Origin of the sequence: Billgrantia bachuensis (assembly GCF_011742165.1) — a bacterium.
GTDB classification, from domain to species: domain Bacteria; phylum Pseudomonadota; class Gammaproteobacteria; order Pseudomonadales; family Halomonadaceae; genus Halomonas; species Halomonas bachuensis.
Window position 1 is genome coordinate 1 of sequence record NZ_JAAQTO010000051.1, and the last position, 19,375, is coordinate 19,375.

The following is a 19,375-nucleotide window of genomic DNA, read 5'->3' on the forward strand; positions in this document are numbered from 1 at the left end:
CGAACTCAGCAGTGAAACCGCTCAGCGCCGATGGTAGTGTGGGGTCTCCCCATGCGAGAGTAGGTCATCGTCAGGCACTTCTTCAGAAACCCAGCTTCGAGAGAGGCTGGGTTTCGTCGTTTAGGGGCCTCCCACGTAGCGTAGCGGAGCGCCGCCCGGGGCGTCAGGCATCTCTTCAGAAATCTCGGTCAATGGTCGAGTTTCGCCGCTTTTGGCAGTTTAAAATTTCAGTTCTGCTTAGTTGTGTATGACGCAAAGCCCCGACCGAGAGGTCGGGGCTTTGTCATCGGTGGCTACCGGAGCGTGGTAGCCTGGCTGGCTCTCATACGACGCCTTGATCGATCATGGCATCGGCTACCTTGCGAAAGCCAGCGATATTGGCGCCGAGCACAAGGTTGGAGGGATCGCCGAATTCTGCGGCCGTACTGGCGCACTGATGGTGGATATTCGCCATGATGGCTTGAAGCTTGGTATCGACCTTCTCCATGGTCCACTGTTGCATGCTGCTGTTCTGCGCCATCTCGAGCTGGCTAGTGGCCACACCGCCGGCGTTGGCCGCCTTGCCGGGGCCGTAGGCAATCCTGGCTTCGAGGAAGCGATCGACGGCGGTGGCAGTGGAAGACATGTTCGAGCCTTCGCTGATGCAATGCACGCCATTGCTTAGCAGGGCGACGGCATCGGCTTCGGTCACTTCGTTCTGTGTGGCGCTGGGGAAGGCGACCTCGCCCTTGATACGCCATACGGCGTGACCGTCGCTCGGATAATCCTGGGCATCGATGTACGTTGCCTCGGGGTGATATTCGACGTATTCACGCAGGGAAGTTCGCTTGACCTCTTTGAGCAACTTGAGCGTGTCGAGGTCAATCCCCTCAGGATGGTGGATCGCGCCGCGTGAGTCCGAGCAGGTAACGGGGCGAGCACCAAGTTGATAGAGCTTCTCAATGGTGTAGATGGCCACATTGCCGGCTCCTGACACCAGGCAGGTCTTGCCCGAGATGCTATCGCCACGTGCCTCGAGCATGTTCTGGGCGAAGTAGACCGCGCCGTAGCCGGTGGCCTCCTTGCGGCCGAGCGAGCCTCCCCAGTTCAGCCCCTTGCCGGTGAATACGCCTTCGTAGCTTCCAGTGAGGCGCTTGTATTGACCGTACATGTAGCCGATTTCCCTGGAGCCTACGCCAATGTCGCCTGCAGGAACATCAACGGTCGGGCCGATATGACGGTACAACTCGTTCATGAACGATTGGCAGAACCGCATGACTTCGCCATCGGACTTGCCCTTGGGGTCGAAGTTGGAGCCTCCCTTGCCACCTCCGATAGGTAGTCCGGTCAGGGCATTCTTGAAGATCTGCTCGAAGCCCAGGAACTTGATGATGCTGGCGTTGACGCTTGGGTGAAAGCGCAGGCCGCCCTTGTAAGGCCCCAAGGCCGAATTGAACTGGATGCGGTAGCCCTTATTGACCTGCACCTTGCCAGCATCATCGACCCAACTGACGCGGAACATGATCTGGCGCTCAGGCTCGACGATGCGTTCGATGATGCTGTGCTGATGATAGCGCGGCACCGTTTCGAGCAAAGGACGCAGACACTCGAGGACTTCCTCGGCAGCTTGATAAAACTCGCATTGGGCCGGGCTGCTCTTTCTTAGCCCTTCGAGGGTGCCGTGTATGTAGGTCATATGAACGTCCAGTCAGATAGCGATGCGCTCACTATAATTCAGTGCACCATTATGCAGCAAGTGCATGGGTCATGTCAGGATTAGACATTAATATGAGTCGAAAATGCTTTGAAAACGTCATTTCTTGCGCACCAAATCGGCGCATTAGATTTGGTTAAAAAACGATATTCAAACGATTCAGGGGCGGCCGACATCTGCTTCCAAGGCTGGTACCATGCGAGCCCAAAAACACCGTAAGAGAGATCCGATGTCCCGCTTGGCGAAGCACGTGGTTCCCGATCAGTTGCTCTTCTACTGCCGTCCTGGCTTCGAACACGACATGGCATCCGAGGTGACGCATTGGGTCGATCAACTGGGCTGGTACGGCAGGGCGGAATATTCATCCCAGGAAGGTTTCGTGCGCTTCGTCGTGGATGACGTGCGGCCGGCCAACGAGCTGCATAGGGAGCTGCGCTTCGAGCGGCTCGTCTTTGCGCGCCAGAGCTTGGTGGCGCTGCCGCCGCTTTCTCTGGCTCGGGAGGACAGGCTATCTCCCATCGTGGAGCAGGTAGTGTCCAGCGGCTGGAGCTTCGATTCGATCTGGCACGAAACGCCCGATACCAACGACGGCAAAGCTTTGGCGGGCCTGATCAAGGCACTGACGCGTCCACTAGAGTCGGGGCTACGCAAGCGTGGCGCCTTACGCCGTAAGGCTGCCGGGCGCCGTTTGCATCTATTTTGGACCGATGGCGATCGCGTGCAATTGGGCATGAGCTTTCATGGCAATCGCAGCGAACTGCAGGGCGGCATTCGGCGGTTGCGCTTTCCCCAAGCAGCGCCAAGTCGTTCGACGCTGAAGCTTGAGGAGGCTTGGCATGAGTTCGTGCCGCGTGAAGAGTGGAGCGTACGGCTGGCAGAAGGCATGCAGGCTGCCGACCTCGGGGCGGCCCCAGGTGGATGGACCTGGCAACTGGCCAAGCGGGGTATGCATGTTTTTGCCATTGACAACGGCCCCATGAGCGGCGACTTGATGGCGACGGGAATGGTGGAGCATTTGCGCGAGGATGGCTTCATCTGGGAGCCACCTTATCGACTTGATTGGTTGGTGTGCGACATCGTCGACAAGCCGGCACGGGTGACGGCAATGGTGCAGCGCTGGCTGATCCGCCGCTGGTGTCGGGAAGCGGTTTTCAACCTAAAGTTACCGATGAGGCGACGCTGGGAGGAAGTCGACCGCTGTCTGGCTCTGCTGGAGAAGGCGCTGCACGATGCCGGCGCTCGCGCCGAGCTGCGCTGCCGACATCTCTATCATGACCGTGAGGAGGTCACGGTGCACGTGAGGCTGCTGGACTGACCGGCTACGGTACCGAGACTTGGTCGTGTCAGTAAGCGGGTTCGTAGATACGAATGGACTCATCTTCGGTCAGCAGCGGCATGATGCGTTGCATGGCGCGTGCACGTTCTTCGCTGGTGTACCATTCGTTCCAGGCGTTCAGGTTTCGCCACTTGACGATCACCAGGCGTCGGTCGCTGTGATCGCGTTCGACCAGGGTCTCGCCCCCTACGAACCCCCGGGCGCCGAGAGAGTAGCGCATGGCTTCGCGCGCGGCCTCCTCGTATTCTTCCTCCAGGCCAGGCATGATACGACGTTCGATTATGATCTTGATCATCTAGCAGCTCCCACACCGAGGTCGATCGATGACGAATAGCGCCGACTCGCAACCCACCTACCAGGATGAGCTTGACACGACCGGTCTCTACTGCCCGGAGCCCATCATGCTTATGCACAACAAGGTGCGCGACATGAGTCCCGGTGAGATCCTCAAGGTAGTCGCCACGGATCCGGCGACCACTCGGGACGTGCCCAAATTCTGCAGTTTCCTGGGGCACGACCTGATATCGCAGCAGGAGTCGGACGGACACTACCTCTACTTTATACGTTTGGGCTAATGTAGGGCTAGCCCGAAAGAGCGTATCAGCCGTCGGCCTCCTTAGCGGCATTGGGGATGACCATCAGCGCCAAGGCTTCAAGTGTGCTGGGGTCCTGCTCGCGAATGCGGTTGGCGATGCTGCGCTGGAAGAAGTAGACCATCCTGTGACGGCTCTTGCCGGGATAGAGGCAGGCATCGCCGGGCAGGATTGGAGTGGTCTCGACGAGAGACTCGTCCGCCAGCAGGGCCTCCACGTTTCCGTCGCTGTACAGGCGCCAGCCGAATACCTGCTTGAGCTGCCAAGGGCGCTTGTCATCGTCGATGCACAGCGCGTGGGTGCCCTGGGTGTCGGGGATTTGCTGAATAAGTGTGATGTCCCGCGTTTCTTCATAGTCAAAGTACGCCGCGGCATGCTCCAGCTCGCAGGTCTTGTGAGGCGGAGCGGACTCCAGCAGCTCCTCGGTCTCGGGGTCCCGATAGCCAACGAAGCAACCATGCTCGGCGTCGTCGAGCTGATGACAGGGTGTCAACGTCTCCATCCATGGCACCAGGCCGACGACATCGCCATCCTCGCGCAGCCCCCAGGCGAGGATGGGCATGCCATAGAGGGAGTCGGGGTCCGAGGCCAGGCTGTAGACCATCTCGAGACCATCAAGCTCGGGGGAGAGGCGGACCAGGCGTCGCTTGGCCTGGAGTTTCTGGCGCATCGTATCCAGGTCGATGACCCGGGCAGGGCGGGGTGACAGTGACATACCCATGTTTCTCCCTCCAGATTCTGCATGGGCCGAGCGGAAAGGTCACGGCTGCGGCAAGGCTGACGGGATCGACTCCTACCTTCACGGATCACCAATAGCACAGAGTCACCTTTCAAGTTAAGTCTGCCGGGGTGCTTTTTCACGTACACCGCTCGACCAGAGCCTGCCAATGGCGGCTATGTTCGGCGCGCGCCTGGCGTAAGGCGGGCAAGGGGGCGTGCGGATTTTCCAGTGAAAGCCAGCGCTCGCGATAGGTAGCGACTGCGTCGGGAGGGGGGAGATGGCTCTCGAGCAAGTCATCGATCGCTTTCAGCCATCGCGTTGCAAGTGCCTCGAGCCGGTCAAGCCAATCGAATGCCGCCATGCCCGCCATTCGCTGCTGCAATTCCAAAGGCGGTGCCGTGAGGGCCTGGCACGATCCTTTTGACTCAACGGCAGCGATAAGAGCCGTTGCCTCATCCATTCGCCGCTCAGCAAGCAGCAGGGCGCGCAACAGCTCGGCCGTCAAGGGGCGGCTGCGCAGCGACTTGAGGTGTCCTTCCAGCGTAGCCGATTCATGGCGCCACTCGGGATTGTACTGGTGGATCGTGGCTTGGCGCAGCCACGCCAAAGCTCCGAATTGAGCCTCGATGCCCTGAGTGTCGCCAGGCGCGAGTGGTGAGCTCGCGCGTGAGAAGTTACCGACCCACTCTTCGGAGTCGAACAGGCTGTTCCAGCTCACCTTCGGCAACTGCTCGGTCTTGATCCGTGTGAGTCGCTCGAGCCGCTTGCGAGCGGATTCGGAGAGCGAGTCCGGCACCTCGCTGTGCCAGCAGGCATGCAGACGGCGCCAGAGCTCGAGCTCGTAGATCCACTGCTGGCTGGGTGGCGCCACGCGACCGAGTTGGTTGTTGCGCGCGGCAATGAGCGGTGTGATCCGGCACTCGCGCAGGGCATAGACATTGAGCATGCTCTCGCGGGTTTCGGCGACTGCGAGGAGGCGTTCGTTGCGATCGGGAAATGTGCCGATATTGGGCGGTGCACCTCTTTCGGGCTTCGGCTGACCCAAGGCCTCGGCCAGCGCCTGCTGGTATTCGACCAGCTTGGCTTGGCCTTCTCCCCCATCGCCGCACCCGGCTAGCAGTGCGAGCAAGAGCAGAGCGAGACAGCGCCATGTTTCAATCCGGGGCGATATCCAGCCTGCCATTCGCGACTCCCTTGGTCTTGCGGCGCAGGCGCTCGCCGAGCAACATCGCCGCTACGGTAAGCCCGGCAATCAGGCCGATCCAGTAGCCATGCACGCCCAGCGGTTCGGTCCAGCCAGGCAGGCCCTGGGTGCCCAGCCAGTGGCCGCCAGCCAGGCCCACGGCCCAGTAGGCGAACAGGGTGATGAGCATGATGATGCGGGTATCCTTGTAACCTCTCAGGGCGCCGGCCAGATTAACCTGAAGCGAATCGGATATCTGGTAGAGCATAGCCAGCAGGATCAGCGACAGGGCCAGGCGCTGAACGGCCGTATCGTGAGTGTAGAGTGCCATGACCGGTTCTGCCGTGAACCACAGCAGAGCGCTATTGAACAGCGCGATCAGCACCGAGACCAGCACGCCGTTCCAGGCCACCATGCGTGCTCGCTCGACCTTGCCCTGGCCGAGCGTATTGCCGACCCTGACGGTCAGCGCCATGCTCAGTGCTAATGGCAGCATGAACAGGATCGAGGTGTAGTTGAGGGCGACCTGATGCGCTGCCACCGTTACCTCGCCCAGGCTGGCGATGAACAGCGAAATCAGCGTGAACAGCGTAACCTCGACGAAGATCGCCACGCCGATGGGCACGCCCACGTAGAGTAGCTCCCCGATCAGGCGCCCGCGCGGCGGCGTGGGTGAGTGCCACAGGCTGACGCTGCCGTAGGCCCGCGAGCGGCAGGTATAGACGGCCATGGCCAGGCACATGACCCACATGGAGAGAGCCGTGGCGATGCCGCACCCCAGCGCGCCCAGAGCCGGAAGGCCTTGCATCCAGGCTGGCAGCCAGTCTCCGAAGAGCCCAGTGAGCCCCTCTCCGCCGTAGATCAGGACGAAGTTGCTGGGTACGTTCACGGCGAGGCCCACCAGGCTGATCCACAGCGATGGGCGAGTATGGTTCATGCCGTCGGAAAAGGCGCGCAATGCCTGGAAGAGTGCTACCCCCGGCATGCCGAAGGCGACGGCGGACAAATAGGCAGCCGAGCGCTGGGCGACTTCATGCGGGACGTCCATCAAGCGAAAGATCGGGGTCACGCTCAGCCATAGCAGTAATGCCGACACCAGGCCCAGAGCCAGCGCTACCCACAGCGCCTGGTGTACGCTGGGGCGAATGCGCTCGGTTGAGCCGGCTCCCAGCAGGTGGGCGACGATAGGCGTCAGGCCCATCAGTGTGCCAGTCATGAACAGCATCAACGGCAGCCACAGGCTGGAGCCCACGGAAACGGCTGCCAGGTCGGTGGCACTGACGCGACCCGTCATCATTACGTCGGTGACGCTCATGCCGGCCTGGGCCAGCTGGGCACCGCAGATGGGCAGGGTCAAGCGGATCAGCGGTCGCGTCTCCGTGCGGCTGACGCTCAGCAGGTCGGTGAGGAACGTTGCCAAGTGAGGTGCTCCATGCATGTCATCACCTTGGCCGTACGCCAAGGAAACCAGATATGTTAGCAACTTCCGGTGAATTTCGCTGCGTGTTCCCCTCACCTATAATGGCCGACCCATTCGGTAGTCTGGAGTGTCCGTGATCCATCGTCTCGAGGACGTGACCGCCCTGTTCGACGGTCTCTTTCAGCAGCGCTTCAATACCCGGCTGGTGCGCGGCGGTGACGAGCCGCTTTATCGCCCTGCCGATGCCGGCTGCCCTTATCATCGCGTCATCTTTGCGCGAGGCTTTTATGCCAGCGCGCTGCACGAGATCAGCCATTGGTGCATCGCCGGCGAGCGGCGACGCCTGTTGGAGGATTACGGCTATTGGTATTTACCCGATGGTCGCGATGGAGAGCAGCAACGGCGCTTCGAGGCGGCAGAAGTTGCGCCACAGGCTTTGGAGATGCTTTTTTCACACGCCTGCGGGCTGCGCTTCCATGTCAGCGTGGACAACCTGGGAGGCGCAGCGGAGGTCGACCGAGAGGCGTTTCATGGTCGCGTTGCGGCCCGTGCGGCACGCTATGTGAGCGAAGGATGGCCGCCCAGGGCTGAGGCCTTTCATATTGCCTTGGCGGCCTTCTATCAGCGCGACCTGGCCCTGGATGAGGCGGTGGAGGCCGGCCTGTGTGCCCTCGATCAGCCGTGCTCCCCGGCTTCCCAGATTTGCCTGCCGAGCTGAAGTAACGGATCGAGCGCCGGCATCACCTGTCGCGCCGGATAGGCCACGCCGATGGTCTGGTGAATGTCGAGCCCGACCAGGGCACGGCATTGCACGTCCGGGTGCGAAAGGATCTCGGGCCAGGCCGGCACCAGTGAAGCGCCAACCCCGGCTGCAACCAGCCCCAGGGTATATTCGATGGTACGCAGGCGAGCCCGGACTTGGCAGCGGACGCCGGTATCGCTCAGTGCCGAGGCAAGCCGTTCCATGGCGGGGCAAGGGTGCCGCCAGATGAATGGCAGCCCGTCGAGCTCGGCCAATGCCACCGTTCCCTTGAGGCCCAGCGGATGCCCACTGGGCAGCGCGAGACGATAGCTGTCATGCCAGATTGGCTGGAAAGCTTCGCCCGGGGTCAGGTCGTGCTCGCCAATGATGCGGGCATCGCAGCGTTCTTCTGGATTGACCAGAGTCAGGGCCAGGTTGTCGCCCTGGCCAATGTACTCCTTGAGCAGGGCGGTCATGCGGTTGGCGCCCAGCGAGCGCATCAGCCCCAGGCGCACGGGAGTGGCTGGCGCCGGGGTGCGAAACAGTCTGCTGATTGCATTCAGGTCTTCGCTCACCTGACGGGCCAGGGGATAGAGCCTGTGCCCCTCCTCGGTAGGCGTAATACCACGCCGATGCCGCTCGAACAGTGGTGACCCCAGCCGCTCCTCCAGTTGTGCCAGCGCAGTCGAGATGGAGGGTTGCGCCACATGGCAGCGCCGGGAGGCAGCGCTGATCGAGCCGCCTTCGTAGGCGGCGATGAAGTAACGCAGGCTTCGAACATCCATAACGTTAGCCTATACCTGGGGCAGGATATCGATATTATCTCTTTGCCAACCAGGCGCGCTAGGCTGTAGGTCATCATTCATGCCTGCCGTCGGGAGCCTGCATCGTGCTCGAACCATTACCCCAGGAGCAGCGTTTCTTCGCTGCGCTACGCAGCGGTGACTGGCCCGTGCCAGAGCGAGCGTGGCAGCTCGACGAGGTCGGGCTCTCCGCATATGGCCTTGCCGAACTGTTCGAAACCCAGTTGATGAGCCGCCATTTGGACTTGCACGCACGACGTCTTCAAGCCCGCGGCGAGGCCTTCTATACCATCGGCAGCGCCGGCCATGAGGGCAACGCCGCCATAGCACGAGCTTTTCGCACCACCGATCCCGCCTTCCTGCACTACCGCGATGCGGCCTTCCTGCTGCAGCGCAGCCGCAGCGTGCCGGGACAGACACCTCTATGGGACCTGCTGTTGAGCTTTGCCGCCTCGGCGGATGACCCGATCTCAGGTGGGCGACACAAGGTGTTGGGGTCGAAGGCGCTGCACATTCCGCCCCAGACCAGCACCATTGCTTCGCATCTACCCAAGGCCGTGGGGGCGAGCTACAGTCTGGGCCTGTGGCGCCGGCTGGGTGGTGAGGGTGAGTGGCCGGCCGACAGCGTGGTGCTTTGCAGCTTCGGCGATGCTTCGTTCAACCACTCCACCGCCCAGGGGGCGCTCAATGCCGCCGGCTGGGCTGCCTACCAGGGCTCACCGATGCCGCTGGTAATGGTGTGCGAAGACAATGGCATCGGTATTTCCACACCGACGCCGGACGGCTGGATCGAAGCCAGCATGCGCTCGCGTCCCGGCTTCCATTACCTCAGCTGCGATGGCCTCGATCTGCTCGACACCTGGCGCGCCGCCTGCGAGGCGCAGCGTATCGCTCGGTATCGCAAGCAGCCAGTCTTCCTGCATATGCGCTGCGTGCGGCTGTTTGGTCATGCTGGCTCCGATGCCCAGCAGGCCTACCTGGCCCCGGCGCGTATCAAGGCCGACGAAGCGCGCGATCCGCTGCTGGTCACGGCGGGTCTACTGCAGCGCCACGGTGTGCTCGGTACCGAGGAAATCGAACGGCTCTACCGCTCGGTGGCCGAGCAGGTGGCGCACGTGGCCGAGGAGGCGATTCGCCGCCCCAAGCTGGAGATGGCCGGCGAGGTCATGGCCAGCATCGTGCCGCCGACGCGATCGGGCCGTGCGCGCCCTTGGCGGGGCAACCTCGACTCGACCCCGGCACCCATGGCCAAGCTACTCAACCAGGCGCTGACACGGCTGATGGCGAGCTATCCGCACCTGGTCATGGCGGGTGAAGACGTAGGTCGCAAGGGCGGTGTGTACGGCGTTACCCAGCGCCTGCAGGCGCAGTTCGGGCCGCATCGGGTGATCGACACCCTGCTCGACGAGCAGAGCATCCTCGGGCTCGGCATCGGCCTGGGGCAGAACGGCCTGGTGCCGATACTGGAGATCCAGTTCCTGGCCTACCTGCACAACGCCGAGGATCAGCTGCGCGGCGAGGCGGCCACGCTAAGCTTCTTCTCCAACGGCCAGTACACCAACCCCATGGTGGTGCGCATCGCCGGGCTCGGCTATCAGAAGGGTTTCGGCGGGCATTTCCACAACGACAATGCCATCGCCGTGCTGCGCGACATTCCCGGCTTATTGGTGGCCTGTCCCTCGAACGCCGCCGATGCCGTGGGGTTGCTGCAGGAAGCGGTGCGCCTGGCCGACGAGGAGCAGCGCGTGGTGGTGGTGATCGAGCCGATTGCCCTCTATCACACTCGCGACCTGCACGAGGAGGGCGACCAGCAGTGGTGTTTCGCCGACCCGGGGCCCGAGCATCGACTGGCGCCGGGAGAACCTGGCCAATGGGGAGAAGGGCGCGAACTCGCCATCATCACCTATGGCAACGGCGTCTATCTGTCGCGCCAGGCAGCGGTGCGGCTGGAGGCGGAGGGCGTGGCGCTGCGCATCGTCGACCTGCGCTGGCTGACTGGGATCGATCACGATGCGGTCTATCGAAAGGTTGTCGACTGCGACCAGATTCTGGTGGTAGACGAGTGCCGTCGCAGCGGCTCGCCGAGTGAGGAGTTGATTGCCGAACTGGTGGAGCGCGACATAGCAAGCGACAGGCTGCACCGATTGACCGCCGAGGACAGCTTCATCCCGCTGGGCCGGGCGGCGACCGTGACGTTGCCTTCGGTCGAGTCCATCGTCGAGCAGGGCCGTTGCCTGGCGGTAAAACGAGAGCAGACCAATGAGATCGCTACACGGATGGCTGGCGCGACATCGGCAAGGAGCAGCGAGGCATGAGCACAACTCGTAATTCTTCTCCCGTTTCTCCAGCACGCGAGAGGCTTCTGGTCGTCTGCCCCGGACGCGGCACCTACAACGCCGCCGAGTGGGGTACGCTGAACCGCCTGGCGGGCGATAGCGACTGGCTGAAACGCTTCGACGCCATGCGTCACGAGGCCGGCATGCCCACGCTCTCCGAGCTGGATGGCGAGACCGCCTTTCGCCAGAGCCTGCATGGCCGCGGCGAGCACGCCGCGCCGCTGATCTATGCCTGTGCCTGGGCCGACCTGCTGGCAATCGACCGCGAGCGCTACGAAGTCGTAGCGGTAACCGGCAACTCCATGGGGTGGTACATCGCCCTGGCGGCGGCCGGTGCACTGAGCCCCGAGGATGCACTACACCTGATCGGCACCATGGGGCTGATGATGCAGGAAACCCTGGCCGGCGGGCAGGTCATCTATCCCTGGGTCGACGAGACCTGGCGTCCGGATTGGGCGCTGCGCCGGGAGCTGCTGTCGCTGATCGAGGGCATTCACGGCCGGAAGGGCGCCGAGCTGTACCTCTCGATCGACCTGGGCGGAATGCTGGTGTTCGGCGGCAACGAGGCGGGGCTGGCGCGCCTGAGCGAGGCGCTGCCGCCGCGCGAGCGGTTTCCACTGCGGTTGCATCAGCACGCCGCCTTCCATACGCCCCTGCAGGAGGCGGTAAAGCGGGAAGCGCGCCATGAGCTGGCGAGCCTGCCGCTGCGTGCACCCGAGGTGCCGATGATCGACGGTCGCGGTCATGTCTGGACGCCCTGGAGCACCGATCCCGAACGGCTCTGGGACTATACCCTGGGCGAGCAGTTGGTGGCGCCTTACGACTTCACTGCGGCGGTGAAGGTCGGTGTACGCGAGTTTGCACCGGACCGTATCGTCATCCCCGGCCCGGGGGCCACGCTGGGTGGCGCCACGGCGCAGGCGTTGATTCAACTCGGCTGGAAAGGGCTGGACGACAAGGCGGAATTCCAAAAACTTCAGGCCGAGGAGCCACGCTTGATCTGCATGGGCATACCCGAGCAGCGGGAGTGGTTGCTGGCAAGGGCGCCGGTGCCGTCACTCGGCGCCTAGGCGCTCGTGCAGACGCAGCATTACCTCGACCTCATGCTCGGGCCGCAGCGGCTCGAGCCCCATTTCGCTGAACAGTTCATTGCGGGCGCGGCTCCATTCACCGGCCGAAAGGCCGGGGTAGAGGCTGTCAGCCGGCGCCAGTTCGACGAAGGGATCGATGCCGTAGGTATCGAATATTCGTGCCAGCGCAGCTTCGTCGCTGCTGATGCCAGCAGTGAACAGTGTGGCGCTGAAGTGGTCGTTCTCTAGCTCCCGGATCACATCCAGGGGCGTCGCGCCGAAGCTGTGCAGCTCCTCCAGGCTATAGCCGTTGAGCATGTTGAATTCGTCGTCGAACCAGTCATCGTCGGGTTGTATCAACGTATGCTTGATGCGCCCATCGGGCAGCACCCAGGCAATGGCCAGGGGTAGATCGCTGTCATCGCCTGTTTCCACGGCGATGAAACCGGGTATTTCGGCCATATCACGACTCCTGTTGGGCACGGCCTGTCTCCTGGGCTTCGCTTGCGGTATCCAGGCGGAAGAAGCGTCGAGCGGTTTGTGTGGTGGCGTGTGCCAGCTCAGCCTCGTCGTTGCCTCGCCAGACGGCGATCTCGCGCACGATCCATGGTAGCAGCGACGGCTCGTTGCGCCTGCCCTTGAGTTTGGCAGGTAAATCGCGCGGCAGCAGGTAGGGGCAATCGGTTTCCACCATCAGGCGATCGAGCGGGATATTCCTGACCAGCTCGCGCAGATGATGGCCGCGGCGCTCGTCGCAGATCCAGCCCGTCAAGCCGATGTGCAGGTCGAGGTCGAGATAGCCGTGGAGAGTATCACGGTCGGCCGTAAAGCAGTGGATCACCGCATCGCTGATGTCGTCGCGCCAGGTATGCAGCATTTCGCGCATGCGCTGGCCGGCGTCACGCTCATGGATGAACAAAGGCTTGCCGTTCTCCACTGCTAGCCCCAACTGGGCTTCGAAGGCCCGCTCCTGCTCGCTTGGAGTGGAGAAGTTGCGGTTGAAATCGAGGCCGCACTCGCCCACGGCCACTACTTCGGGACGTTGATGCAGCTCACCCATGGCGGCCGCCAAGGCGCCATTCCATAGGCTGGCATCGTGGGGATGCACGCCGGCGGTGGCATGCAGCCCCGGGAAACGCTGGGCGAGTGCCACGGCCTGCTCGGCATGGGCGCGGTCGGTGCCGGTCACGATCAGGGCCGTGACGTTGGCCGCCTGCGCCCGTCGCAGCACCGCCTCGAGATCGCGTGCGAAGCTGTCGTGGGTCAGGTTGGCGCCGATGTCCACCAGCGGAGCGGGTGCGCGAAAGCGCAGTGCCTCGGGCAGGAAATCATCGAAAGTGGCGTCGGGGTCGGCCAAGAGTGCGCTCCTTTGCAGATATAAGGGGCATTGTAACCAAAGCCACGCCGGGTCAGCCATGCGTTACACTAGCCGCCTGAACGACTGATGAGGTGAACGCGTGACCCTGCTACGTCTGGAAAGCTTGCAACTGGCCTATGGCAACCATGTGCTGCTCGACGGTGCCGACCTGGTACTGGAAAAGGGGGAGCGCCTGGCGCTGGTCGGGCGCAACGGTACCGGCAAATCGACACTGCTCAAGCTGGTATCGGGTGAAATTCTGCCCGATGACGGTAGCATCTGGCGCGCCCCGGGACTGAAGATCGGCGTGTTGGAGCAGGACCTGCCTTCCGCCACGGGCGAAACCATCTTCGACGTGGTTGCCCAAGGCCTGCCGCAAGCGGGTGAGCTGCTGGCCGAGTATCACCATCTGGTGCAGGCCGACGAGCCCGACATGAAGCGCATGGCGTCCCTGCAGAGCCGCCTCGAGGCCATCGACGGCTGGTCGTTCGAACAGCGCATCGACGTCGTGCTGACCCGCTTGGGACTGCCGGCCGACGATCTGATGAGTTCGCTGTCCGGCGGTTGGCGGCGGCGAGTGGCGCTGGCTCGGGCGCTGGTGGCCGAGCCCGACCTGCTGCTACTCGACGAGCCCACCAACCATCTGGATCTGGATACCATTGCCTGGCTGGAGGAGCAGCTGCTCGACTTCAACGGGGCGGTGCTGTTCATCACCCATGACCGTGCCTTCCTGTCGAAGCTGGCGACGACGATCCTCGAGCTCGACCGCGGTCGGCTGGGACGTTACCCCGGCGACTATACGGCGTACCAGCGGCAGAAAACCCACGAATTGGAAATCGAAGCGCGTGAAAACGCGGAATTCGACAAGAAGCTCGCCCAGGAAGAGGCGTGGATACGCCAAGGCATCAAGGCCCGGCGAACCCGCAACGAAGGCCGCGTTCGTGCACTGGAGCAGTTGCGACGCGAACGCAGTCAGCGGCGCGAGGTGCAGGGGCGGGCGAGTTTCGGTGTCGACAGGGGAGAGCGCAGCGGCAAGCGCGTGGTCGAGCTCGTCGGCGTGACCCATTGCTTTGGCGATGAGACCATCATTCGGGATCTCGACCTCGAGATTCAGCGCGGCGACCGTATCGGCCTGATCGGGCGCAACGGCGCCGGCAAGACCACTCTGCTCAAGATCCTGCTTGGCGAGCTCGAGCCAAGTGAAGGCACGGTGCGCCTGGGTACCAACATCAAGGTGGCCTATTTCGACCAGCTGCGGGCTGGGCTGGAAACGGAGAAGAGCGTCTACGACAACGTCGCCCAGGGCAGCGACAGGGTCACCGTGGGCGGCAAGGACAAGCACGTCATCAGCTATCTGCAGGACTTCCTGTTCACGCCCGAGCGGGCGCGCCAACCGGTAAAGGCGCTTTCCGGGGGTGAGTCCAACCGTCTGCTTTTGGCGCGTCTGTTCACCCAGCCGGCCAACGTGCTGGTGCTCGACGAGCCGACCAACGATCTCGACGTCGAAACTCTGGAGTTGCTCGAGGAGCTGCTGCTCGACTTCGACGGCACCCTGCTGCTGGTTTCCCACGACCGCGCCTTCATGGACAACGTGGTGACCGGCGTGCTGGCTTTCGAGGGCGATGGCGTGGTGCGCGAGTACGTGGGCGGCTACAGCGACTGGGTACGGCAGGGCGGCACCTTGCCGCCGGCGCCATGGGAAGGGGCGGCCCGCCAGCAGGTGGAGCCGACTGCCAGACCTGAAGCATCAGCCAAGCCGGCGCCGACGTCAGCGTCGGCGTCGAAAAAGCCCGTCAAGCTTTCCTACAAACTGCAGCGCGAGCTCGACGCGCTACCGGCTCAGATCGAAAGGCTCGAGGCCGAGGTGGCCGAATTCGAGTCTCGGGTCAGCGATCCCGCGTTCTACCAGCAGGAAGCGGATACCGTAGCCGAAACGCTACAGGCCATGGGCGACAAGCAGGCCGAACTCGACGCCGCCATGGAACGGTGGATGGAGTTGGAAGCCATGGCGGCGGGGGAGTAAGCGAGGATTCTACTCGGCCGTTTCGCCCTTCTTGCCCACACGCACCGCGAGCACGTCGCACTGGGCACCATGCAGGACGCCGGTGGAGGTGGAGCCGAGCAGCAGGGCAAAGCCGTGCCGGCCATGGGAGCCAACCACGATCAGGTCGACGCCGTTCTCTGCGGCGAAACGATGGATCTCGGTATCGGGCATACCCACCAATACGTGCTGGTTCTCCTTGGTCACGTGAGGGTCGGCGATCTCGGACAGGCGCTGCTTGGCATGCTCGTCCAACTGATCCTGAATGCTGGTGAGGTCCATGGGGATATCACCACCATAGGCGAAGCCTAGCGGTTCGAGCGTATGCATGATCGACAGCTTGGCGTGGTTGCGCTCGGCGATCTGCAGGGCGCGCTCGAGCACCTTGTGGGAATCCTTGGTCAAATCGACGGCAACCAGGATATGGCGGTATTCATTGCTCATGGCAGGGCTCCTGCGTAACGGCATGTGTTCGGTATGCCTTCACTCTAGGACGGCTCATGAATCAAGACAACGACTTGCATCAAGAATCAGGAGAATCCGGATGGTCTGGCTAGTCATTCTTGCGGCACTGCTGTTGGTCATTTCACCGGTAATGTGGCTCAGGCCCAGCCCCCGACAGCGCCGCATCATCCCTCTGCGCAATGCGGCGGCCAAGGCGGGGGTCAAGGTCGTACTGGAAAAGCCGCCGCTGCACGGTATCGAGACCGCCATGCCGGGCTATCGGTGGAGCTACCCGGCCGCTGCCCCTGGGCCACGCTTCCTGCTGGTGCGTGCCAGTGAGGCCAGCGACGTACTCAAGCCTTGCATTGCCGACTGGCGCTGGCGTATCGAACCGCTCCGGCCCCTGCCACAAGCGGCACGCGAGCCGCTCGAGGCACTGTTGACACGTCTGCCCCAGGATGCGCTGGTCGTCGAGTCCAACGAATTCGCCGTCACTCTATGGTGGTGGGAGTCGCAGACGGCGGAGCGCTTTCTCACCTACCTCGAGGACTTCCACCAGCTGCGCGATGCCCTGGCCGGGCGTACCGATCAGCGCAGGGTCAAGTCGGACTTCGGTGAAGGAGCATCACGCAGTTGATTCGCTCAGCCCTCGCTCTCCCTGGCCTGGATCGTCAGGCCATTGTTCTCGATGTGCTCCAGCAGGGCGTCGAGATGCTGTATTTCCTCTTCGCTCAAGCCGGCCAGCATTTCACGCCTGGCCTGGGTGACCACCTCATCGATCTGCTCGAGCAGTGGGGTTGCCGCCGTCGTCAGGAAAACGCGCTTGGTGCGTCGATCCTGGTCGCAGGGGCAGCGTTCGATGAGTCCTTGGTCGGAGAGTTGGTCGAGGGTGCGAACCAGAGAGGGCGCCTCTACGCCAATCGCTCGTGCCAGGTCGCACTGTGGCTGTCCGTCGCCGAGCCGCCAGAGATGGTAAAGCGTGATCCAGCGCGTCTGCGTCAAGCCCAGCGGGGCAAGGCGTCGATCGATGATGGCACGCCATAGGCGGGGCAGGCGGGACAGTCGGAAGCCGATGTTCTGGTGCATGGGACTCCGCTTTATCGTTGAATTAACTGAATTGTCCGGACCCCTTGCGTGTAATGCAACTTGTCTGGTGCGTGAAGCGTCTTGAGGTTTCGATTATCCGGCTAATGAAAAGGTTCCGCCAATTCGCATGGCAACTGTCAGCCAGGGGCGGCAAGTTTTCGCGTGCCACTGGCGTGTGGCTATGCTGTCAGCGAGTTCGATATTTCTGCACGCTGCGGTCCCGCGCTCGAAGCTCAGGGGCTACTAAGCTCATCGGGGGCTTGACGAGCCGGCCTGTGTGCACCAAGCTTGCCTGAATCAAACGGCCGTATGAAATCTGGCACTTCTCCAACGCCAACCCTCTGTGTGGAGATACGTGGATGATCTATCAAGGCAATGCCATCACGGTGGCACGCGGTACCAAGAACGGGGGCGACGACATCGCCATGCTCACCTTCGATTTGAAGGGCGAGTCCATCAACAAGCTGTCCAGTGCCGTGGTCGCCGAACTGGACGAGGCCGTGCGGGCCATTCGTGAAGAGAGTGGCCTCCAGGGGTTGGTGATCGGTAGCGCCAAGGATGTCTTCATCGTCGGTGCCGACATCACCGAGTTTCACGGTCTGTTCGAGAAGGGCGAAGAGTACCTGGTAGAGATGAACCTGAAGGTGCATGACATCTTCAATGCCATCGAGGATCTGCCGTTCCCAACGGTAGCTGCGATCAACGGCCTTGCGCTGGGGGGGGGCTGCGAGGTCACGCTGACCACCGATTTTCGAGTGATGGGTGAGCAGGCCAAGATCGGCCTGCCCGAGACCAAACTCGGCATACTGCCCGGCTGGGGCGGCTGCGTGCGTCTGCCGCGCCTGATCGGCGCCGACAATGCCGTGGAGTGGATTGCCGGCGGTACCGAGAACCGCGCCGATGCGGCCCTCAAGGTGGGCGCCGTGGACGCCGTGGTGCCGAATGAGCAACTCGAGGCGGCGGCACTGGACATCCTGGCGCGGGCCAATGCCGGCGAGCTTGATTACCAGGCGCGCCGCGCCGAGAAGAGCGGGCCGCTCAAGCTCAATGCCATCGAGCAGATGATGGCCTTCGAGACCGCCAAGGGCTACGTGGCGGGCAAGGCGGGGCCGCACTACCCGGCACCGATCGAGGCGATCAAGGTGATACAGAAGGGCGCCGGCGAGGAGCGAGCCCGCGCCCAGTCCATTGAGGCCAAGGCCTTCGCCAAGCTGGCGTTGACCGATGTCTGCTACAACCTTGTCGGGCTGTTCCTCAACGACCAGGTGGTCAAGAAGAAAGCCGGCAAGTACGAGAAGCAGGCCAAGGCGGTCAAGCAGACGGCCGTGCTGGGGGCCGGTATCATGGGAGGCGGCATCGCCTACCAGAGCGCCTCCAAGGGCACCCCTATCCTGATGAAGGACATCAACGAGGAGGCCATCGAACTGGGCCTGAAGGAGTCGCGCAAGCTGTTTTCCAAGCAGGTGGAGCGCGGCAAGCTCACCACCGAGCAGATGGCTGAGAAGCTGACCCATATCCGCCCGACGCTCTCCTACGGCGACTTCGGTCACGTCGACCTCGTCGTCGAGGCGGTGGTCGAGAATCCCAAGGTCAAGGACGCGGTACTCAGCGAAGTGGAAGGACAGGTGGCAGAGGACACCATCCTCACCTCCAACACCTCGACCATTTCGATTACCCGCCTGGCACAGAACCTCAAGCGCCCCGAGAATTTCTGCGGCATGCACTTCTTCAATCCGGTGCATCGCATGCCGCTGGTGGAGGTCATCCGCGGCGAGAAGACCGGCGACGCTGCCGTGGCGGCCACCGTGGCCTACGCCCGCGCCATGGGCAAGACGCCCATCGTGGTCAACGACTGCCCCGGGTTCCTGGTCAACCGTGTGCTGTTTCCCTATTTCGGCGGTTTCAGCCTGCTGGTCGAGCAGGGCGCGGACTTCCAGCGCATCGACAAGGTAATGGAGAAGTTCGGTTGGCCCATGGGGCCGGCCTATCTGCTCGACGTGGTAGGCATGGACACCGCGGTGCACGCCAACGAAGTGATGGCGGAAGGCTTTCCCGATCGCATGGCCCGAGATGACAAGACCGCCATCCAGGTCATGTACGAGAACGAGCGCTTGGGGCAGAAGAACGACAAGGGCTTCTATGCCTACGAAGAAGACAAGAAGGGCAAACCGAAGAAGGTCAGCGACGAGCAGGCTTATGCACTGGTCAAGCAAGTCGCCAAGGAGGAGAAGGAGTTCTCCGATGAGGATATCGTCGCCCGCATGATGGTACCGCTGTGCCTGGAGACCGTGCGCTGCCTGGAAGACGGCATCGTCGAGACCCCGGCCGAAGCCGACATGGCGCTGATCTACGGTATCGGTTTCCCGCCGTTCCGCGGTGGTGCGCTGCGCTACATCGATGCCATGGGCGTGGCCGAGTTCGTCAAGCTGGCCGAGGGCTTGGCCGAGGAGTTGGGGCCGCTTTACGCCCCGACCGCCAAGCTGCGTCAGATGGCCGATTCCGGCGAGCGTTTCTATTCCACCCAGGCCCAGGGCTGAATCCACCACGAGC

General features: G+C 62.8%; 18 protein-coding genes and 1 rRNA gene. 9 read left to right on the forward strand and 10 right to left on the reverse strand.

The window, feature by feature from the left end; translation table 11 throughout:
* Positions 1–76, forward strand: a 5S ribosomal RNA gene (rrf, locus tag HBJ55_RS22750); the annotation flags it as partial.
* A 246-nt stretch (positions 77–322) separates the two neighbouring features.
* Here the strand turns inward: rrf and gdhA are convergent.
* Positions 323–1,675: an NADP-specific glutamate dehydrogenase gene (gdhA, locus tag HBJ55_RS17980; protein ID WP_167118239.1), complete on the reverse strand. Its 1,353-nt coding sequence runs from the start codon at positions 1,673–1,675 to the stop codon at positions 323–325.
* A 247-nt stretch (positions 1,676–1,922) separates the two neighbouring features.
* On the opposite strand from gdhA, the gene rlmM reads away from it, so the two are divergent.
* Positions 1,923–3,008, forward strand: coding sequence for a 23S rRNA (cytidine(2498)-2'-O)-methyltransferase RlmM (gene rlmM / locus HBJ55_RS17985; RefSeq protein ID WP_167118241.1), 1,086 nt, complete (start codon positions 1,923–1,925; stop codon positions 3,006–3,008).
* Positions 3,009–3,036: 28 nt separating this feature from the next.
* Here the strand turns inward: rlmM and HBJ55_RS17990 are convergent, their stop codons facing one another.
* Positions 3,037–3,324: an antibiotic biosynthesis monooxygenase family protein gene (locus HBJ55_RS17990; RefSeq protein ID WP_167118243.1), complete on the reverse strand. Its 288-nt coding sequence runs from the start codon at positions 3,322–3,324 to the stop codon at positions 3,037–3,039.
* Between the two features lie 28 nt (positions 3,325–3,352).
* Here HBJ55_RS17990 and tusA point away from each other — a divergent pair, with 28 nt between their 5' ends.
* Positions 3,353–3,604: a sulfurtransferase TusA gene (tusA, locus tag HBJ55_RS17995; protein WP_167118246.1), complete on the forward strand. Its 252-nt coding sequence runs from the start codon at positions 3,353–3,355 to the stop codon at positions 3,602–3,604.
* A gap of 25 nt (positions 3,605–3,629) precedes the next feature.
* On the opposite strand, the gene HBJ55_RS18000 is transcribed toward tusA, so the two are convergent.
* The 3 genes from HBJ55_RS18000 to HBJ55_RS18010 form a co-directional block, all read right to left on the reverse strand.
* On the reverse strand, positions 3,630–4,343 hold the full coding sequence (locus HBJ55_RS18000) for a hypothetical protein (protein WP_167118248.1): 714 nt from the start codon (positions 4,341–4,343) through the stop codon (positions 3,630–3,632).
* 136 nt (positions 4,344–4,479) lie between these two features.
* A complete protein-coding gene (locus HBJ55_RS18005; protein ID WP_167118249.1) occupies positions 4,480–5,526 on the reverse strand; it encodes a DUF3080 family protein in 1,047 nt (348 codons plus the stop codon).
* Positions 5,498–6,964, reverse strand: coding sequence for an MATE family efflux transporter (locus tag HBJ55_RS18010; RefSeq protein WP_167118251.1), 1,467 nt, complete (start codon positions 6,962–6,964; stop codon positions 5,498–5,500). The genes HBJ55_RS18005 and HBJ55_RS18010 overlap by 29 nt, the downstream gene beginning before the upstream one ends.
* A 115-nt stretch (positions 6,965–7,079) precedes the next feature.
* On the opposite strand from HBJ55_RS18010, the gene HBJ55_RS18015 reads away from it, so the two are divergent.
* Complete coding sequence (locus tag HBJ55_RS18015) at positions 7,080–7,664, forward strand: elongation factor P hydroxylase (RefSeq protein ID WP_167118253.1); 585 nt, start codon at positions 7,080–7,082, stop codon at positions 7,662–7,664.
* Here HBJ55_RS18015 and HBJ55_RS18020 read toward each other — a convergent pair.
* On the reverse strand, positions 7,622–8,473 hold the full coding sequence (locus HBJ55_RS18020; RefSeq protein WP_167118255.1) for a LysR family transcriptional regulator: 852 nt from the start codon (positions 8,471–8,473) through the stop codon (positions 7,622–7,624). The genes HBJ55_RS18015 and HBJ55_RS18020 overlap by 43 nt on opposite strands.
* A 104-nt stretch (positions 8,474–8,577) precedes the next feature.
* On the opposite strand from HBJ55_RS18020, the gene HBJ55_RS18025 reads away from it, so the two are divergent.
* Positions 8,578–10,806, forward strand: a complete 2,229-nt coding sequence (locus HBJ55_RS18025) for a thiamine pyrophosphate-dependent enzyme (protein ID WP_338072044.1) — start codon at positions 8,578–8,580, stop codon at positions 10,804–10,806.
* Positions 10,803–11,897, forward strand: coding sequence for an ACP S-malonyltransferase (locus tag HBJ55_RS18030; protein ID WP_167118258.1), 1,095 nt, complete (start codon positions 10,803–10,805; stop codon positions 11,895–11,897). Before HBJ55_RS18025 ends, HBJ55_RS18030 begins: the two co-directional genes overlap by 4 nt.
* On the opposite strand, the gene HBJ55_RS18035 is transcribed toward HBJ55_RS18030, so the two are convergent.
* Positions 11,883–12,359: a hypothetical protein gene (locus HBJ55_RS18035; RefSeq protein ID WP_167118261.1), complete on the reverse strand. Its 477-nt coding sequence runs from the start codon at positions 12,357–12,359 to the stop codon at positions 11,883–11,885. The two genes, HBJ55_RS18030 and HBJ55_RS18035, sit on opposite strands and share 15 nt — an antisense overlap.
* Before the next feature lies 1 nt (position 12,360).
* A complete protein-coding gene (locus HBJ55_RS18040; RefSeq protein WP_240936186.1) occupies positions 12,361–13,254 on the reverse strand; it encodes a TatD family hydrolase in 894 nt (297 codons plus the stop codon).
* Positions 13,255–13,354: 100 nt separating this feature from the next.
* Between HBJ55_RS18040 and HBJ55_RS18045 the strand changes: the two genes are divergently transcribed.
* Positions 13,355–15,277: an ATP-binding cassette domain-containing protein gene (locus HBJ55_RS18045; protein ID WP_167118267.1), complete on the forward strand. Its 1,923-nt coding sequence runs from the start codon at positions 13,355–13,357 to the stop codon at positions 15,275–15,277.
* Positions 15,278–15,286: 9 nt separating this feature from the next.
* Here the strand turns inward: HBJ55_RS18045 and HBJ55_RS18050 are convergent, their stop codons facing one another.
* A complete protein-coding gene (locus HBJ55_RS18050; RefSeq protein WP_167118270.1) occupies positions 15,287–15,739 on the reverse strand; it encodes a universal stress protein in 453 nt (150 codons plus the stop codon).
* 100 nt (positions 15,740–15,839) lie between these two features.
* Here HBJ55_RS18050 and HBJ55_RS18055 point away from each other — a divergent pair, with 100 nt between their 5' ends.
* Positions 15,840–16,376, forward strand: coding sequence for a preprotein translocase subunit YajC (locus tag HBJ55_RS18055; protein ID WP_167118273.1), 537 nt, complete (start codon positions 15,840–15,842; stop codon positions 16,374–16,376).
* Positions 16,377–16,381: 5 nt separating this feature from the next.
* On the opposite strand, the gene slyA is transcribed toward HBJ55_RS18055, so the two are convergent.
* Positions 16,382–16,825 carry a transcriptional regulator SlyA gene (gene slyA / locus HBJ55_RS18060; protein WP_167118276.1) on the reverse strand — a complete coding sequence of 148 codons (444 nt, stop codon included), beginning with the start codon at positions 16,823–16,825 and terminating at the stop codon, positions 16,382–16,384.
* 359 nt (positions 16,826–17,184) lie between these two features.
* Between slyA and fadB the strand changes: the two genes are divergently transcribed.
* The gene (fadB, locus tag HBJ55_RS18065; RefSeq protein ID WP_167118278.1) at positions 17,185–19,362 is read left to right on the forward strand and encodes a fatty acid oxidation complex subunit alpha FadB; all 2,178 of its coding nucleotides are present in this window, start codon (positions 17,185–17,187) and stop codon (positions 19,360–19,362) included.
* The last annotated feature ends 13 nt before the right edge of the window (positions 19,363–19,375 follow it).

Coding starts and splice junctions, on each gene's coding strand:
- HBJ55_RS18035 (WP_167118261.1), bottom strand. CDS start 12,359: ATGGCCGAAATACCCGGTTTCATCGCCGTGGAAACAGGCGATGACAGC.
- rlmM (WP_167118241.1), top strand. CDS start 1,923: ATGTCCCGCTTGGCGAAGCACGTGGTTCCCGATCAGTTGCTCTTCTAC.
- gdhA (WP_167118239.1), bottom strand. CDS start 1,675: ATGACCTACATACACGGCACCCTCGAAGGGCTAAGAAAGAGCAGCCCG.
- slyA (WP_167118276.1), bottom strand. CDS start 16,825: ATGCACCAGAACATCGGCTTCCGACTGTCCCGCCTGCCCCGCCTATGG.
- HBJ55_RS17990 (WP_167118243.1), bottom strand. CDS start 3,324: ATGATCAAGATCATAATCGAACGTCGTATCATGCCTGGCCTGGAGGAA.
- HBJ55_RS18030 (WP_167118258.1), top strand. CDS start 10,803: ATGAGCACAACTCGTAATTCTTCTCCCGTTTCTCCAGCACGCGAGAGG.
- HBJ55_RS18005 (WP_167118249.1), bottom strand. CDS start 5,526: ATGGCAGGCTGGATATCGCCCCGGATTGAAACATGGCGCTGTCTCGCT.
- tusA (WP_167118246.1), top strand. CDS start 3,353: ATGACGAATAGCGCCGACTCGCAACCCACCTACCAGGATGAGCTTGAC.
- HBJ55_RS18010 (WP_167118251.1), bottom strand. CDS start 6,964: ATGCATGGAGCACCTCACTTGGCAACGTTCCTCACCGACCTGCTGAGC.
- HBJ55_RS18055 (WP_167118273.1), top strand. CDS start 15,840: ATGGTCTGGCTAGTCATTCTTGCGGCACTGCTGTTGGTCATTTCACCG.
- fadB (WP_167118278.1), top strand. CDS start 17,185: ATGATCTATCAAGGCAATGCCATCACGGTGGCACGCGGTACCAAGAAC.
- HBJ55_RS18050 (WP_167118270.1), bottom strand. CDS start 15,739: ATGAGCAATGAATACCGCCATATCCTGGTTGCCGTCGATTTGACCAAG.
- HBJ55_RS18000 (WP_167118248.1), bottom strand. CDS start 4,343: ATGGGTATGTCACTGTCACCCCGCCCTGCCCGGGTCATCGACCTGGAT.
- HBJ55_RS18020 (WP_167118255.1), bottom strand. CDS start 8,473: ATGGATGTTCGAAGCCTGCGTTACTTCATCGCCGCCTACGAAGGCGGC.